The following is a 14,736-nucleotide window of genomic DNA, read 5'->3' on the forward strand; positions in this document are numbered from 1 at the left end:
ATTGATTCTGACGGGAAAGCACGTAATGGCTGTACAGATATCGCCTTTATCTCCCAAAACAATACAAGAGCTTCCACCATTATCGGGTGTACGGATGGCAACGGCAGAAGCTGGGATTAAATATAAGAATCGTACAGATCTTCTCTTAATTGTATTTGATGAACCAGCAAATGTGGCAGGTGTTTTTACACGTTCTAAATGTCCGTCTTCTTCTGTGGATCACTGTCGTGCGTCGCTTTCTCATGGAGTTGCAAGGGGTGTTGTTGTTAATTCTGGAAATGCAAATGCTTTCACAGGGCGTAAAGGTAAACAAACAACAGATGCGATAGCACACACTGCAGCAAGAGTCTTAGAGGCTAGAGAAAATGAAATTTTTTTAGCTTCTACTGGTGTTATTGGCGAATTAATGGATGCGTCTTGTTTATTAAATCTTTTGCCCAATATGGCTGCTGAAGCAAAAGAAGAAAATTGGTTAGAGGCTGCAAAAGCTATTATGACAACTGATACTTTTCCAAAGCTTGCAACGCGCCAATTTGACTTTGGAGGGGAAGTGGTCACCATTAATGGAATTGCAAAAGGTTCTGGTATGATTGCTCCAGATATGGCAACAATGCTTTCTTTTGTAGTCACTGATGCAGCAATTTCTTCAGATGTACTTCAATCTATGTTATCAGAGGCAGTTCAGGGATCTTTCAATTCGATTACTGTTGATAGTGATACTTCAACATCGGATACATTGATGGTATTTGCAACAGGAAAAGCAAAAGGCAACTCCCTTTATCTGACGAGTAAATCAGATCCGCGTTATAAGACATTTACAAAGCAATTGAGTGAGTTTTTGCATGAACTTGCATTACAAGTTGTTTGTGATGGTGAGGGGGCTCGTCATTTGATTGAAGTTAGTGTAATTGGCGCCACAACGAATAGTGCCGCTAAAAGCATTGCTCTGTCAATTGCAAATTCACCACTTGTAAAAACGGCTATTGCAGGTGAAGATGCTAATTGGGGGCGGGTGGTTATGGCGGTTGGTAAAGCTGGTGTTGAAGCAAACCGCGATCTCTTAACAATTTGGTTTGGTGAACATCGTGTGGCTGTCAATGGAGAGCGTGATCCTGATTATAGTGAAGAGATGATTAGCGCTTATATGAAAGGTCAATACATTACGATTCGTGTTGATATCGGTCTTGGAAGTGGTAAAGCGATAGTTTGGTCTTGCGATTTAACGAAAGAATATGTTGCAATTAATGGCGACTATAGAAGTTAATTGATGTAATATAAACTCAGATATTAAGTGTATGTTCTCTTTTAATTATTAGATACTCAAACTTTTTGATTCTTTAGGTGGGGGTATAATAAAAGAGGTTAAATGTGTGTTATATTACTGGTGGAGACAAGTAATGCAGATAAAACGTTCACTTCTTCTTGTCGTTGCATGTGCATTGTTGGATAAGGATGATCGAGTTTTACTTGCAAAAAGACCTCCAGGGAAGTCAATGAGTGGTTTGTGGGAATTTCCTGGCGGAAAGATTGAAGAGGCGGAAACACCAGAGGAATCATTGATTCGTGAATTAAAGGAGGAGCTTGGTATTCATGTTCAGATAAATGATTTTTTACCTTTAACATTTGCAAGCCATAGCTATGAAACATTTCATTTATTAATGCCATTTTATATATGTCGTCATTATAAGGGTATCCCTCAAGGGCAAGAAGGGCAAAATTTAAAATGGATTTTTATTAACGATCTTGATAAATATCCTATGCCTGATGCTGATAAGCCATTAGTGCAGGTGTTGAAAAATTTTCTTCTGTAATATGTTTATGAATGGAGAAAATATTGAAAAATGGATATTTTGTTCATTAAATATTTTGATAAAAGGAGACTTTAGATAGTTCTACCTCCGAAAAGGTGTTTTGTGAAACTATCCTAAAGTATTTGCTTATTTCTTTAAGGGCAATTGTTCAATCATTACAGTGATGCACTTGTATATCGTTTTTCATTGAGGATGCGGCAGTAGTTGCGTTTAGCTTATTCTTTATGAAGAAATATTATATTTTTTAGAATAGAATTTTGCGGATATGTAAAAATCAGCTTATTTATTTTCTATTTTTTATATCTATGAATAGCTGAAAATCCGTTTCTGGCTTATAACTAAGAAAAATAATGATTTTGTAAAACTGTAGTAAGCTCTATATTTTTCAACTATTACGAATGAATTTTAAATTATATATTATTTTTAAATATAAAGTACAAAAAAATAGTAGGCATAAGCAATGACATTTAATTTTTTTATTAATTTATTTCTATTTATTATTTTTTTATTATTGCTTTCTCAAAGTAAAAAAATCAAATGGGGTTTTGCGCTACGTGTTATGTTGGGTCTTATTGTTGGCTTGATTTTTGGAAGTACTTTGCAGTTTATTTATGGGGAAGGTGAGTCGACGCTGTTAAAGTCTGTTGAATGGTTTAACATTGTTGGAAATGGTTATCTATTATTGTTGCAAATGATTGTTATGCCATTAGTGTTTATCTCTATCGTTTCAGCAGTAGCGCATTTGCATTCTTCTTATGCTGTTAGCAGAATTAGTATAGTAACAATTTCAATATTACTTTTTACAACGTGTATTTCAGCATTGGTTGGTATTTTTGTGGTTAACTTTTTTGGATTAACAGCAAATGGTTTGGCACATGGAGGGAAGGATATATCTGCTGTTCTTGGGGAAAATACTTTTCAAGTTGGAGAAATAAATGTACCAGAACTAATTTTATCATTTATTCCCCAAAATCCATTTGCTGAGTTAATGGGATCTGAACGTACATCGATTATTAGAGTTGTTATTTTTTCGGCATTTTTAGGATCTGCCGTTCTTCTTTTAAAGAAAGAGGATTCAGATAAAGGAGAAAAAGCTCTTTCGTTTATTCAAGTTATACAGTCTTGGGTTATGCGGTTAGTGCGTATTGTAATTGCGTTAACACCTTATGGTATTTTTGCTCTTATGACTAAAGTGGGGGCAACCTCAAATGTTACAGATATTTTAAAATTACTAGTTTTTATTGTTGCTTCTTATATTGGTATTATTCTTATGTTTGGAATTCATGGTGTGTTGCTTGGTATATCAGGCATTAATCCATTTCGTTTTTTCAAAAAAGTTGTTCCTGTTTTGACATTTGCTTTTAGTAGTCGTTCGAGTACTGCTACTATTCCTTTAAATATTGAAGCGCAAACGCAGTGGATTGGGGTGCCACAATCAATTGCAAGTTTTGCAGCCTCTTTTGGTGCAACGATTGGTCAAAATGGTTGTGCTGGTCTTTATCCGGCTATGCTTGCAACTATGATAGCACCATCTGTTGGTATTAATCCTCTCGATCCTATCTGGATTGCTACCCTTGTTGGGGTGGTAACTTTGAGTTCTATTGGAGTAGCTGGTGTTGGTGGTGGTGCTGTTTTTGCGGCATTAATTGTTTTACCAATTATGGGGCTTCCTATTGCTTTGGTAGCCGTACTTATTTCTGTTGAACCTTTAATTGATATGGGGCGTACAGCTCTTAACGTTAATGGTTCAATGTTGGCTGGAGCTATGACAAGTCAAATATTACATACAACAGATAAAAGCATTTTTGAAAAATAATTTGCTTATTAAACTTATGATTTTTTCATTATAGTTTTGATTATTTTTCTAAGACATCAACAAGAGATATTTGGGCAGAGCCGGGGCGTAAGGGCCTTTGTTGATTTTGATCAGGGGCCCAGCCGGATAACCATATAAAAGAAAAATGTGCGCGAATGCGACCGTCAGGATCACTAAATTGTTGTGCGTAGATTTCAGCAGCGCGAAGAAAAAAACGCTTAGATACAGGGCGTTGTGAGCGGTTAATTAATGCATTTTGCATCCCCATAGCTTTAAGGTCATGCATGAGATCAAACATTGTATTATAGCGTATGGTGATATTTTCGATATCCACTACGGGTATAGCAAAACCAACACGTTGTAAAATAGCTCCTGCATCACGAATATCAGCAAAAGGATAAATTCTTGGGCTAGCCCCCCCATAAATTTCGAGTTCAGCTTGAAGCAAACTTTCTCGCAATTCTTTTAATGTTCCAGCTCCGGCCATAACAGCAAGGAATAAGCCATCTGGTTTAAGAATGTTTTTTATTTGTTTCAAAACACCAGGGGTATCATTAGTCAATTGTAGTGAGAGGAGCGAAACAATAAGATCGCAATAGTGTGGTGGAAAATCGAGAAATTCTCTATGACGCAAATGAAATTTTTGTTCATGACTTTGTTGGTAAAGAGTATCAGTTTCAACACGTTCTATAGAACTAATTTTACCAGTTTTTTTTAAAGCTTGTACAGCAAGGCCCGTATGGCTATGTAACTCTAGAGCTAATGTGAATTGACGGTCAACAGTTCTTAGACGTTTATAGAGATCCTCAGCAACATAGGACAATAAAAAATCACATCTCTCTTTTGCTTTTTTAAAAGCGCGTTTACGAAATTGTTCAATGCGGATATGGTCAAAAATAAAAGGATGAGACATATCGCTTAGTATTTCCTGTTTTGGGGATAATAGTTTTAAATAGGTTTGTTATTATGCAATGCTATATCAAGCTTATGATGAAAAAGGAACGGTGAAATAGCTTGATAAAAATGAATATTTTTGAAAAAATTGAATTTTATAGGTTTTAAAACGTGAAAAAATTGTCTTGTGCTATAAAACTATAAAAAATAAACTGATGAAGTGATACTTTTGAAATTTTTTTGAATGGGGGGGGGATATGTTGGGTAAATTCATTGAGTACTTAATAACAATTTTATACCCACCGACTTGTCCTGGATGTAAGAAAATTGTTTCTGCTTATAGTACGGTTTGTTCTGATTGTTGGAAAGATTTTCAATTTATTACAAAACCTTATTGTCCTATTATGGGGATTCCTTTTGCCCATGATATGGGAGAAGGTTTTCTTAGTGGTGAAGCAATTCAAGCTTCTCCTCCTTTTTCACGTGTTCGCTCGGCAGTTGTTCATAAGGGATTAGCGCGACTTTTGACAATCCAATTGAAATATGGCGATCGCCTAGAATTAGCATGTTTTATGTCTAATTGGATGCTACTTGCAGGACGTGAGCTTCTTGATGATTGCGATGTTATTATTCCTATTCCATTGCATTTTCGTCGTTTTTTCTGGCGACGTTATAATCAATCTGCTGAGCTTGCCCGTTATATTGCAGCAGCACGGAAAAAACCTTTCAAGCCTGGCTGGCTTGTTCGTTGTCGGCATACCCGTCCACAGGTTGGTTTATCTGCTAAGGAACGAAAACTCAATGTGCAAAGTGCTTTTAAGATACCATATAAAATTAAAAAGCATTTAAAAGGACGTTCCATTTTGCTGATTGATGATGTTTTGACAACAGGTGTAACTGTAGCAGCTGCTGCTGCAATATTAAAACATGCAGGCGCACAACAAGTTGATGTATTGACATTTTCGCGTGTATTGAAAGACGTTTCTGTTTTGTCTCACTCTTGAGAAGTGATTAAAGATTGATTATATCAGAAGATATTGGAGAAATATGATGAAAGAGATAACACTTTATACACGTCCCGGTTGTCCCTATTGCACAAAAGCGCGTACTTTATTTGATAAAAAAGGCGTCAAATATACAGATATTGATGCATCAACTTCCCTTCGTCAACAAATGGTACAGCGAGCGAATGGGCGTAATACATTTCCTCAAATTTTTATAGGTGATTATCATGTTGGAGGTTGTGATGATCTTTATGCTTTAGATGCTGAGGGTAAACTCGACAGTTTACTCAAAAGCACTCAATAGTTATTTATTATAGCGTTTTTATTCAAACCGTTTTACAAGAAGCATGTAGTTAACGTTCATGTCTTTTGAGCGATTCCAGCTATCATTCAATGGATTATAAGTAATGCCAATCTCATCAATAACGGTCAGAGCATTTTGAGATAACAGCTTTTTAAGCTCTTGAGGTTTCAGAAATTTTTTATAGTCATGAGTTCCTTTTGGAAGCCAACGTAGAATATATTCAGCGCCAATAATGGCTAGTCCCCAAGCTTTCCATGTACGGTTAAGTGTCGCAACGAACATAAGTCCTTGTGGTTTGAGCATTCTGGCAGTGGCCGATATGAAGAGATTAACATCGGCAACATGTTCAACAATTTCCATATTGAGGATCACATCAAATTGTTCTTCTTTATTTGCAAGCGTTTCTGCGGTGGTGGCACGATAGTCAATTGAAAGACCGCTTTGGACTGCATGGGTTTTTGCTACCTCTATATTGGTTTGCGAAGCATCGGCTCCTATAATAGTAGCTCCAAGGCGTGCCATTGGCTCACATAACAAACCGCCTCCACAACCAATATCAAGAATCCTCAAACCTTCAAAAGGTGTAAGGGATATGGGATCGCGATCAAATTCCAGACAGATTTTTTCTTTGATATAAGCAAGGCGTGTTGGATTAAATTGGTGGAGTGGTCGAAATTTGCCTTGTGGATTCCACCATTCAGAAGCAATTTGTGAAAAATGATCGACTTCACTCTGATCAATCGTAGTATGAGCTTTATTTATCATATCACTCTCCTTTTATTCTCATATTATCAAATCAGGTAGATTTTTATAAAGTCAAGAGTAAGTTAACATAATCATGCTGGGCTTGCGAAAATTATAGATATTGGTTATGTCGAAAGGGAATTTGATACGGCGACAGAATCTTATTCTAACTGTCTCATTTGAAATAAGAAACATAAGAGTGTTATAAATGGCACGTATTGTCATGAAATTTGGTGGCACATCTGTAGCAAACATTGAGCGTATTCATAATGTTGCTCGACATGTCAAAAGAGAAGTAGATGCTGGTAATGAGATTGCAGTAGTGGTATCTGCAATGGCAGGTAAAACAAATGAGCTTGTTCAATGGACACGTGAAGCTTCACCAATGCATGATGCTTGTGAATATGATGTAATTGTTTCTTCTGGCGAACAAGTAACGGCGGGCTTGTTGGCTATTACACTCCAAGCGATGGGGGTGAATGCTCGCTCATGGCTTGGGTGGCAAATCCCTATTTATACTGATAATGTGCATGGGGGTGCACGGATTGTAAATATTGATGGATCTTTTTTGATAGAGCGTTTTCAAGAGGGGCAAGTAGCAGTTATTGCTGGTTTTCAAGGATTGGCTCCAAATAATCGAATTTCTACCTTGGGGCGCGGTGGGTCAGATACAAGTGCCGTTGCAATAGCGGCGGCTTTGCAAGCTGATCGTTGTGATATTTATACAGATGTAGATGGTGTTTATACAACTGATCCGCGAATTGAACCTAAAGCACGTCGGTTACCGAAAGTGGCTTTTGAAGAAATGCTTGAAATGGCTTCTCTTGGGGCAAAAGTTTTGCAAGTTAGGTCTGTTGAATTGGCTATGGTCCATAAAGTTCGTACTTTTGTACGCTCAAGTTTTGAGGATCCCGATGCTGTAGACATGTGCAGTTCAGTTAATCCCCCTGGAACACTTATTTGCGATGAGGATGAGATCGTGGAACAACAAAATGTTACTGGTATTGCTTTTGCTAAAGATGAAGCACAAATTTCACTACGCAGACTGGCAGATCGTCCGGGTATTTCTGCAGCAATTTTTGGTCCTTTGGCTGAAGAGTGTATCAATGTTGATATGATTGTACAGAATATTTCTGAAGACGGTTCGAAGACTGATATGACTTTTACTGTACCATCAGCTGATGTAGATAAAGCTGTTGCACTTCTTGAGAAAAATCGTGCAGAGATCGGGTTTGATGTTATTCAGTCCGAAAGCGATCTTGCAAAGATTTCTGTTATTGGTGTTGGTATGCGCAGTCACGCAGGTGTTGCTGCCACGGCATTTAAGGCTTTAGCTGAAAAAGGCATTAATATTCAAGCAATTACGACTTCAGAGATTAAGATCTCTGTTTTAATTGATAGTGCTTATACTGAACTTGCAGTAAGAACTTTGCATGCTGTTTATGGTCTTGAGATAGGGTAGGTATTTTTAATTTTAAATATTTTCTGAGGAATTATAGCATAGGTTTTGCATTTACAATAACTGAGAACTTTACTAAACTTATTTTTTACATCAGGTTATTATAAGGGCAAAGTTTTTCTCTGTTTTGTTCTAAAAGTATAGAAGAATATCTATTATTGAGTATTATGTAATTTATTTAATATTTAATCAAAAGCTGCATTAATGTGAGTGCAAGTTGTATGCACTTTTTAAAGGTTTTTGTAGGTGTAAATTACACTTTTTTTGTCTATGATGAATGACTACAATCAGAAATTAATAGTATGCAGTCATTCATTGAAATGTAATTAAAACTTAGACTGCTCTCAAAAGTTTAGCTTAAGTGAGAGGCTATAGTTTGGTTAATTGCGATTTGTGGCATGCTTTTTATTATTTTTGATGTATAAAAGTCCGTATCCAAGGCCAATAAGGGCAGAAAGGCCAGATCCGCAAAGTACACCAATTTTTGCAGAATCAAGTTGAACAACATCTTTAAAAGCAAGCATTGAAACAAAGATTGACATTGTAAAGCCGATACCTGCTAAAAATCCAATTAGTAATATGCCTGTCCACGCTACATTAGGAGGAAGGCGGCATAGACCTGATTTTACTGCCAAATAGCTAGCTGCCATAATACCAAATGGTTTACCGATGCATAGACCAATGATAATGCCGAGAACGATCAAGGATGATTTATCGGAAGAGAGGTCAAAGTTTGCAAAGTTAACGCCAGCATTTGCGAAAGCAAAAATTGGCATTACACCATACGCTACCCATGGGTGTAATGCTTTTTGAACCCGTGTTACAGGTGCGATTATATCACGTTGTCCTCTACGCACTTTTTTTAATGTGGTTGAGATATGATGAAGATCTGTGCTTGTGTTTTTTTCTTGAAGCGCTTCAACCGCGTTGCTTAGCATTGTAAGCGGAGCTACAAGATTACGGGTAGGTAAAACTGGGGTCATCATACCTAAAATCACGCCAGCGAGTGATGGATGAGCACCTGTTATCATTAGCCCCCACCAAATAATTGCACCTGGTAAAATATAGAGCCAGGCTGATGCAAATCCAATCCATTGAAAAAATAAGACTAAGACAATCCCTGCTATTGCAATGACTAAACCACTGGGATCTAAATTAGTTGAATAGAAAAAAGCAATGATAAGAACAGCAATAATATCATCAATAATTGCTAATGATAAAAGAATAATATGAAGATTAGAAGGAATTGCTTTCCCAAGAAGAGCGAGAATACCTAGTGCAAAAGCAATATCAGTGGCTGTCGGTACAGCCCAACCATAAGTATGCCCCCCATTTAAGTTGATGCTGAGATAAATAATTGCAGGAAGACAAACTCCACCTATTGCTGCTACAATTGGTAAAATTGCTTGTTTAAAATTAGCAAGAGCACCTTCGTGAATTTCACGCCGAATTTCCATTCCTGCTACGAGAAAAAACACAGTCATAAGAGCATCATTAATCCAAAAATGTAAATCCCATGATAGGTTAAAATAACCAAAGTTAAAGCCAAGAGGTGTATGCCAGAGTGCTTCATAGGAAGAAGAATATTTAGAATTGGCAAGTATAAGCGCAGTTGCAGCTGCCAACAAAAGAACAATACCACTTACAGCTTCGATGTGGAGAAAACGCTCAATTGCAGAGAGTGCTCGATTTGTGACGAGAGAAGCTTTATTTGGTAAGCGATTTGAGGATAAATCAGGCATAAAATAACTCCAAATATCAATTTACTCATATATGCTTTATTTATAAGCTATTCTATGGGGCGCTTATAGTGTTATATGAAGAAAAAAAAGGGGATGATAATTCTCCAATTAAAAAAAGAGCTACCAGTTTTAAAATCAATTATGTTTTTAATGAGATGCTTCATTTTTAACAGTGAACCTCATTTTATTAAGAACAGCTGATAGATTATTATTTTGCAAAGCGATTTCGAGATCAGATGCTGTAAGCCTTTTGTTATCTTTTGTTGCTATTTTTATTTTTAATGTTTGTGGATTTCTAGCAAAATTGCCGAGAGCTTTGGAGATATTTTCAGCTTCATCATGATTTTTTAACAGTATTTTGGGGCTTTGAGTCATGATTAAATAAAAAGTATCATAAAGTTCTTGTTTGATATTGTGTTTATTATCGTTAAGACTTTGTGCAAGATAAGAAAAGATTTTATCAATGAGACCAGAGTCTGTATAAGATATATCAATTTCACTGATGCCAAGATTTTGAGAGGCAGCAATGATTGCGTCTTTTTGACCTGAGAAGAATGCTTTATCAATATCAACAATTTTAGCTGAGATTTTTCCAGACCCAATGTTTTGAATGGTGAAAGACATTGCATTAAGTGAAAGGATACACTCTTTTTCATTATAAGAAATGTCAAGTTTTCCTGAAACATCCAAGTTCTCAAAGCCTGTGTTTTTAAGAAGATCTAAGTTTTTTCTTTCTATTTTTTTAGGTAAGATTGAAAGGCCATTAAGAGAGAGCAAAAGATTTTCTGGTATGGCCTGTTGCCATTGGTTTGATTTTAATTGGAATGATTCAAGGGTTGTCTTTATTTGCGGTACGTCAATAACTATTTTATCAGTTTTAGCATCAATTGATGTAATAGCCGAAAGAACAGCTATAAGAAGGGCATTTTGTTCTGTCTGACTATTTGTTTTTTTTGCGCTAAGGTAGGCTTGAATAAGTTTTTCAAGAGGCTGTTCGAGCGACTGCATTTTTAAGCCAGATGTTTCAAATTTTCCAAAAGAGAAAGAAGCGTTTCTTTCTTCTCCTTCAAAAACATCAACTACTGTATTACCCAATGTAATAGGACCAATAACGGTTTTGTTTTGATTTTTGACGCTGTTTTTACCAGAAATGATAGAATAAGCATAACCCACATCAATGTTATGGGCTTTTATTGGGTTACTTTTAGCTGTTAGATATATCTGTTTTGTACCATCTGCAGCTATCTTTGCAAGACTCATATTAGTGGTTATATCTTTGATACTAACAGAATGAATACGGCCGTTTTTGAGATTAGAAAGTTGGAAATCCTTTATAATAGTTTTTTCGGGTGGTTTATTCTCATTCTCTATGGAAAGTAATATATCTGGTGCATTAATTAATGAAATATCAATACGCATAAGCGATTGCAAAAAGGAAGACGTGATTGTAGTATTTTTGTGTTTTAAGGATACGTTATTAATAGAAATTTTGGGGACTTGTAGACGGAAATTCTTATACGTTAAATCAATATTATAAAGTGTAAAAACTCCAGGAATGAAAGCGATAGGGGGGCGTCCTGAAATAGCACCAATTTTAAGTGATGTATCAGCTGGAGTTGGGACAGTGACATTGGTCAAGTTGATTTTACCTAAAATACTAACTTCGGATGTTTCTGCATTGATAGAGCGACGGGCTATTTCTTTTTTTACAAAGCTATCAAGGTGGGGTTTTGCCATATAAAAACCACCAATAGCTATGATTGTTAAAATAGCAACAAATCCAATAACATACGTCAACCAATATTTTAGGTTATTGTGATACCAACTATTAAAATTGATCATTATTTTCTCTTTCAGTTTTGTCACTATAATGCTGAGAGTATAAATAAATTTCTTAAGTAATGATAAAAGCTCAGATATGATGTGCCAACAAATATCTATCTATTTCTTTCGATGTAAGATCATCATAATTTTTTTTTCAACAAGCTTTTATCAACTGTCACCAGTTTTTTTAATCTTTTGCATAAAACTATAATCAATGAATAAGGAATTATGCACTAATTATGACCTTATTTGTCATGTTTAATCATTTTTAAGTAGTAATCAATGTGTCGTTTTTTTGTGTCACAGACTACAGGAACGATTAAAGGGAATATATGATGTTGGTGATTGTAAGCTGACAAGGAGTTGTTGGTATTATGACAGAAGATCAAATAATGGCTTTTTCTATTATTGGTCTCATGATGGCTGTTTTTATTTGGGGTCGATTTCGTTATGATATCGTTGCTGTTTGTACATTATTAATTGCTTGCACTCTCGGTCTTGTTAATCCGAAGGAAGCATTTAGCGGTTTTAGTAGTGATATTGTTATTATCGTAGGTAGCGCGTTTATAATCAGCACAGTTATATCGCGCTCTGGTATTATGGAATATATTATTCAACGAATGTGGCCTGATGTAAAGTCAGTAAAACTTCAATTAGCTTTTTTAGTTATTTCTGTTGTGTTTTTATCAATGTTTGTTAAAAACATTGGTGCTTTAGCTATTATGCTTCCGCTTGCTTTCCAACTTGCTCGTCGTTCTCAGATTTCACCATCTGCGTTTTTGATGCCAATGGCATTTGGCTCTTTGTTAGGTGGTTTAATGACGCAGATAGGCACTTCCCCCAATATTGTTGTTTCAGCTATGCGAGAACGTTTAGAGGGAATCCCTTTCACTATGTTTGATTTTATGCCGGTTGGCGCAACAATTGCCGCTATTGGGGTTTTTTATTTGGTATTTTTTTCTTGGCGTTTACCTATCCGTACGCATTCAAGCCCATCATTTGATGATGCTGTTGATATTTGTAATTATGTTTCAGAAGTCCGTATTCCCGTTCATTCTCCCATTGTGGGAAAAACTATTATTGATCTTATTAAGCCATCAGGCGGCGAAGTTATGGTTATTCAGGTTATTAGAAATAAAGTATCCATTTCGCCATTACCAGATTTTGTTTTTGCCAAGGATGATACTATTTTACTGGAAGGCTCACATACAGGGCTAGACACTGTGATTAATTCAGCTCGCTTAGAATTTGCTACTGGTCGTACTCTTTCCATAAGCGATAAAGGTAGTCATCTTGATATTGTTGAGGCTGTTATTACAGATAATTCTCCTCTTATTGGTATTAGCGCTAAAAGGCTTTCGTTGTTTGATCGTTATGATGTAAATTTACTTGCTTTAAGTCGTCAATGTGAAAGGGTACGTGGTAGGCTTGGCGATATTGTTTTTCGTCTCGGAGATGTAATTGTTTTGCAGGGGCAGGATATGGTTATTCCCAGCTTGTTACGGGAATTGAAATGTCTTCCTTTAGCAAAACGCAATATCATGTTCGGTAATTTACGCCACGGTCTTATGTCTTTAGCTATTTTATTTATAGCAATTATTACGACAGTTTTTCAAATTGTTCCGGTTGCATTTTCTTTTTTTTCTGCAGCTATTGCAATGGTTGTTTTTCGAATTCTTCCGATGCGTGATTTGTACCATGCTTTAGATGGACAAATATTGGTGCTATTGGCAACTCTTATTCCAGTAAGCGAAATATTGGAAAAAACAGGGTGCACAGATTTAATTGGTTGTTGGCTTAGCCAAGTGGCTGTATTTTTACCACCATCTGGTGCATTAGCACTTATTTTGGTTACAGCAATGCTGATAACGCCATTTTTAAATAATGCAGCAACAGTAATGGTTATAGCGCCAATCGCGTCAAGTTTTGCTCATTCTCTTCATTATAAACCTGAGGCTTTTCTAATGGCTGTTGCGATAGGCGCTGGGTGTGATTTTCTTACGCCTATTGGACATCAATGTACTATGTTAGTAATGGGGCCGGGTGGTTATCGTTTTAGTGATTATGCACGTTTTGGTGCTCCGTTGGCAGTGTTGATAGCAATTGTTGCGGTTCCAATGTTAATGTGGATTTGGCCATTACAATAGAACGATAGGAGAACCTTTAAATAGATTTTTTACTAGAATAAAAATAGGTGGAAAAGCTATGTTTTACGCAGAGATATTGTTAGGATGGGGGGATTTATTATGATAAAGCGCAAGCGTTTTCTTAGCATTGTGGCAACGTTTGTTTATTTTTCTCCAGACATTCTCAATTATGAAAAGCTGGTCATGTATAAATTAATAAGGATTTTAATGAACACTTTAATTGTAATATTAGCAGAGATGAGGATGATGTTTGTTGGTTAAAAATTTAATGATTGCATCACTCTATATAGAATTATTACTCTGATTTTGAGGTCATTGTAATTGACGTTTGATTCATAAAAAAAACTATATTTTATACGCTGATTTTTAATAGTGATTTTCTAATAAAAGCTGTGGAGGGATACGCTAAAACAGTTGTTAATTTAAGATTTTAGAAGTTGTAATGTACACATAGAGTGTTAATACAACTAAACAATGCTACTCGAGATTGTACGTAATTTATGTTAGATGTTAAAATGATTGTTGTTGAAGAGAGTTACATTATTTCTGCATTGTTCTAACAAGTTTAATATTTGTTTTTGTGCTTATTTATTATTTTATAAAGTATGAGTGAATGAGATTTACAAGCTGTGAAAACAGTTGTTAGATGATTATCTGGTAGATTTGTTCGGTTATTTAGTGTGTTTGCAATTATCTAGTAGGTGATATAGATCAGTATAAGCCAGATATTTCGCTTTTATTTTAAGTTAGCAATAAGTTGATATTAATATATAGCAGGAATTGAAATGATTGAAAGTAGCTTTACACGTTTCAATGAAAGTGAAATGCGTAAAGATTCACGTCAATCAAAAAATAATTGCAGAGATTTTGTTCGGTACAGTTATAAAAAACAGTTAATAAGGGCATATGTTGATTTTAAATCAATCAACTAACAAAATTTAAGATTTTTTAGTGAATAGAGCTCCATTTTTGTTCATTTATACGTAATAGT

The 14,736-nt window shown here is 35.7% G+C and carries 11 protein-coding genes; 7 read left to right on the forward strand and 4 right to left on the reverse strand.

All coding sequences use genetic code 11. The features are described 5' to 3' along the window. The first annotated feature begins 25 nt into the window (after positions 1-25). The 3 genes from argJ to BBBE_RS01760 all read left to right on the forward strand — a co-directional run bounded on the left by argJ (position 26) and on the right by BBBE_RS01760 (position 3,627). A complete protein-coding gene (argJ, locus tag BBBE_RS01750; RefSeq protein ID WP_010700899.1) occupies positions 26-1,264 on the forward strand; it encodes a bifunctional glutamate N-acetyltransferase/amino-acid acetyltransferase ArgJ in 1,239 nt (412 codons plus the stop codon). 133 nt (positions 1,265-1,397) lie between these two features. Then, positions 1,398-1,811, forward strand: coding sequence for an 8-oxo-dGTP diphosphatase MutT (gene mutT / locus BBBE_RS01755; RefSeq protein WP_010700900.1), 414 nt, complete (start codon positions 1,398-1,400; stop codon positions 1,809-1,811). Between the two features lie 460 nt (positions 1,812-2,271). After that, positions 2,272-3,627, forward strand: a complete 1,356-nt coding sequence (locus tag BBBE_RS01760; protein ID WP_010700901.1) for an L-cystine transporter — start codon at positions 2,272-2,274, stop codon at positions 3,625-3,627. A 40-nt stretch (positions 3,628-3,667) separates the two neighbouring features. Here BBBE_RS01760 and BBBE_RS01765 read toward each other — a convergent pair whose 3' ends face one another. Continuing rightward, the gene (locus tag BBBE_RS01765) at positions 3,668-4,540 is read right to left on the reverse strand and encodes a methyltransferase domain-containing protein (RefSeq protein ID WP_010700902.1); all 873 of its coding nucleotides are present in this window, start codon (positions 4,538-4,540) and stop codon (positions 3,668-3,670) included. 238 nt (positions 4,541-4,778) lie between these two features. On the opposite strand from BBBE_RS01765, the gene BBBE_RS01770 reads away from it, so the two are divergent. Both BBBE_RS01770 and grxC read left to right on the forward strand, forming a co-directional pair. Then, entirely contained in the window at positions 4,779-5,525 is a 747-nt protein-coding gene (locus BBBE_RS01770) for a ComF family protein (protein ID WP_010700903.1), read from the forward strand. A gap of 46 nt (positions 5,526-5,571) precedes the next feature. Then, positions 5,572-5,829, forward strand: a complete 258-nt coding sequence (gene grxC / locus BBBE_RS01775; RefSeq protein ID WP_010700904.1) for a glutaredoxin 3 — start codon at positions 5,572-5,574, stop codon at positions 5,827-5,829. Positions 5,830-5,847: 18 nt separating this feature from the next. Here grxC and ubiG read toward each other — a convergent pair whose 3' ends face one another. After that, the gene (ubiG, locus tag BBBE_RS01780; RefSeq protein ID WP_010700905.1) at positions 5,848-6,594 is read right to left on the reverse strand and encodes a bifunctional 2-polyprenyl-6-hydroxyphenol methylase/3-demethylubiquinol 3-O-methyltransferase UbiG; all 747 of its coding nucleotides are present in this window, start codon (positions 6,592-6,594) and stop codon (positions 5,848-5,850) included. Positions 6,595-6,781: 187 nt separating this feature from the next. Between ubiG and BBBE_RS01785 the strand changes: the two genes are divergently transcribed. Then, complete coding sequence (locus BBBE_RS01785) at positions 6,782-8,035, forward strand: aspartate kinase (RefSeq protein ID WP_010700906.1); 1,254 nt, start codon at positions 6,782-6,784, stop codon at positions 8,033-8,035. A 377-nt stretch (positions 8,036-8,412) separates the two neighbouring features. On the opposite strand, the gene nhaA is transcribed toward BBBE_RS01785, so the two are convergent. Further along, positions 8,413-9,774 (reverse strand): Na+/H+ antiporter NhaA, encoded by a 1,362-nt coding sequence (gene nhaA / locus BBBE_RS01790; protein WP_010700907.1) that lies wholly within the window; start codon positions 9,772-9,774, stop codon positions 8,413-8,415. 147 nt (positions 9,775-9,921) lie between these two features. Beyond that, positions 9,922-11,616: a hypothetical protein gene (locus BBBE_RS01795; protein WP_010700908.1), complete on the reverse strand. Its 1,695-nt coding sequence runs from the start codon at positions 11,614-11,616 to the stop codon at positions 9,922-9,924. 356 nt (positions 11,617-11,972) lie between these two features. On the opposite strand from BBBE_RS01795, the gene BBBE_RS01800 reads away from it, so the two are divergent. Then, the gene (locus BBBE_RS01800) at positions 11,973-13,745 is read left to right on the forward strand and encodes an SLC13 family permease (RefSeq protein ID WP_010700909.1); all 1,773 of its coding nucleotides are present in this window, start codon (positions 11,973-11,975) and stop codon (positions 13,743-13,745) included. Positions 13,746-14,736 lie beyond the last annotated feature (991 nt).

The organism is Bartonella bovis 91-4 (assembly GCF_000384965.1).
GTDB lineage: Bacteria > Pseudomonadota > Alphaproteobacteria > Rhizobiales > Rhizobiaceae > Bartonella > Bartonella bovis.

What these genes read in the sequence shown, in the direction of transcription:
- argJ (WP_010700899.1), top strand. Translation starts at nt 26, where the DNA reads ATGGCTGTACAGATATCGCCTTTATCTCCCAAAACAATACAAGAGCTT.
- nhaA (WP_010700907.1), bottom strand. Translation starts at nt 9,774, where the DNA reads ATGCCTGATTTATCCTCAAATCGCTTACCAAATAAAGCTTCTCTCGTC.
- BBBE_RS01765 (WP_010700902.1), bottom strand. Translation starts at nt 4,540, where the DNA reads ATGTCTCATCCTTTTATTTTTGACCATATCCGCATTGAACAATTTCGT.
- BBBE_RS01795 (WP_010700908.1), bottom strand. Translation starts at nt 11,616, where the DNA reads ATGATCAATTTTAATAGTTGGTATCACAATAACCTAAAATATTGGTTG.
- BBBE_RS01785 (WP_010700906.1), top strand. Translation starts at nt 6,782, where the DNA reads ATGGCACGTATTGTCATGAAATTTGGTGGCACATCTGTAGCAAACATT.
- BBBE_RS01760 (WP_010700901.1), top strand. Translation starts at nt 2,272, where the DNA reads ATGACATTTAATTTTTTTATTAATTTATTTCTATTTATTATTTTTTTA.
- mutT (WP_010700900.1), top strand. Translation starts at nt 1,398, where the DNA reads ATGCAGATAAAACGTTCACTTCTTCTTGTCGTTGCATGTGCATTGTTG.
- grxC (WP_010700904.1), top strand. Translation starts at nt 5,572, where the DNA reads ATGAAAGAGATAACACTTTATACACGTCCCGGTTGTCCCTATTGCACA.
- BBBE_RS01770 (WP_010700903.1), top strand. Translation starts at nt 4,779, where the DNA reads ATGTTGGGTAAATTCATTGAGTACTTAATAACAATTTTATACCCACCG.
- ubiG (WP_010700905.1), bottom strand. Translation starts at nt 6,594, where the DNA reads ATGATAAATAAAGCTCATACTACGATTGATCAGAGTGAAGTCGATCAT.
- BBBE_RS01800 (WP_010700909.1), top strand. Translation starts at nt 11,973, where the DNA reads ATGACAGAAGATCAAATAATGGCTTTTTCTATTATTGGTCTCATGATG.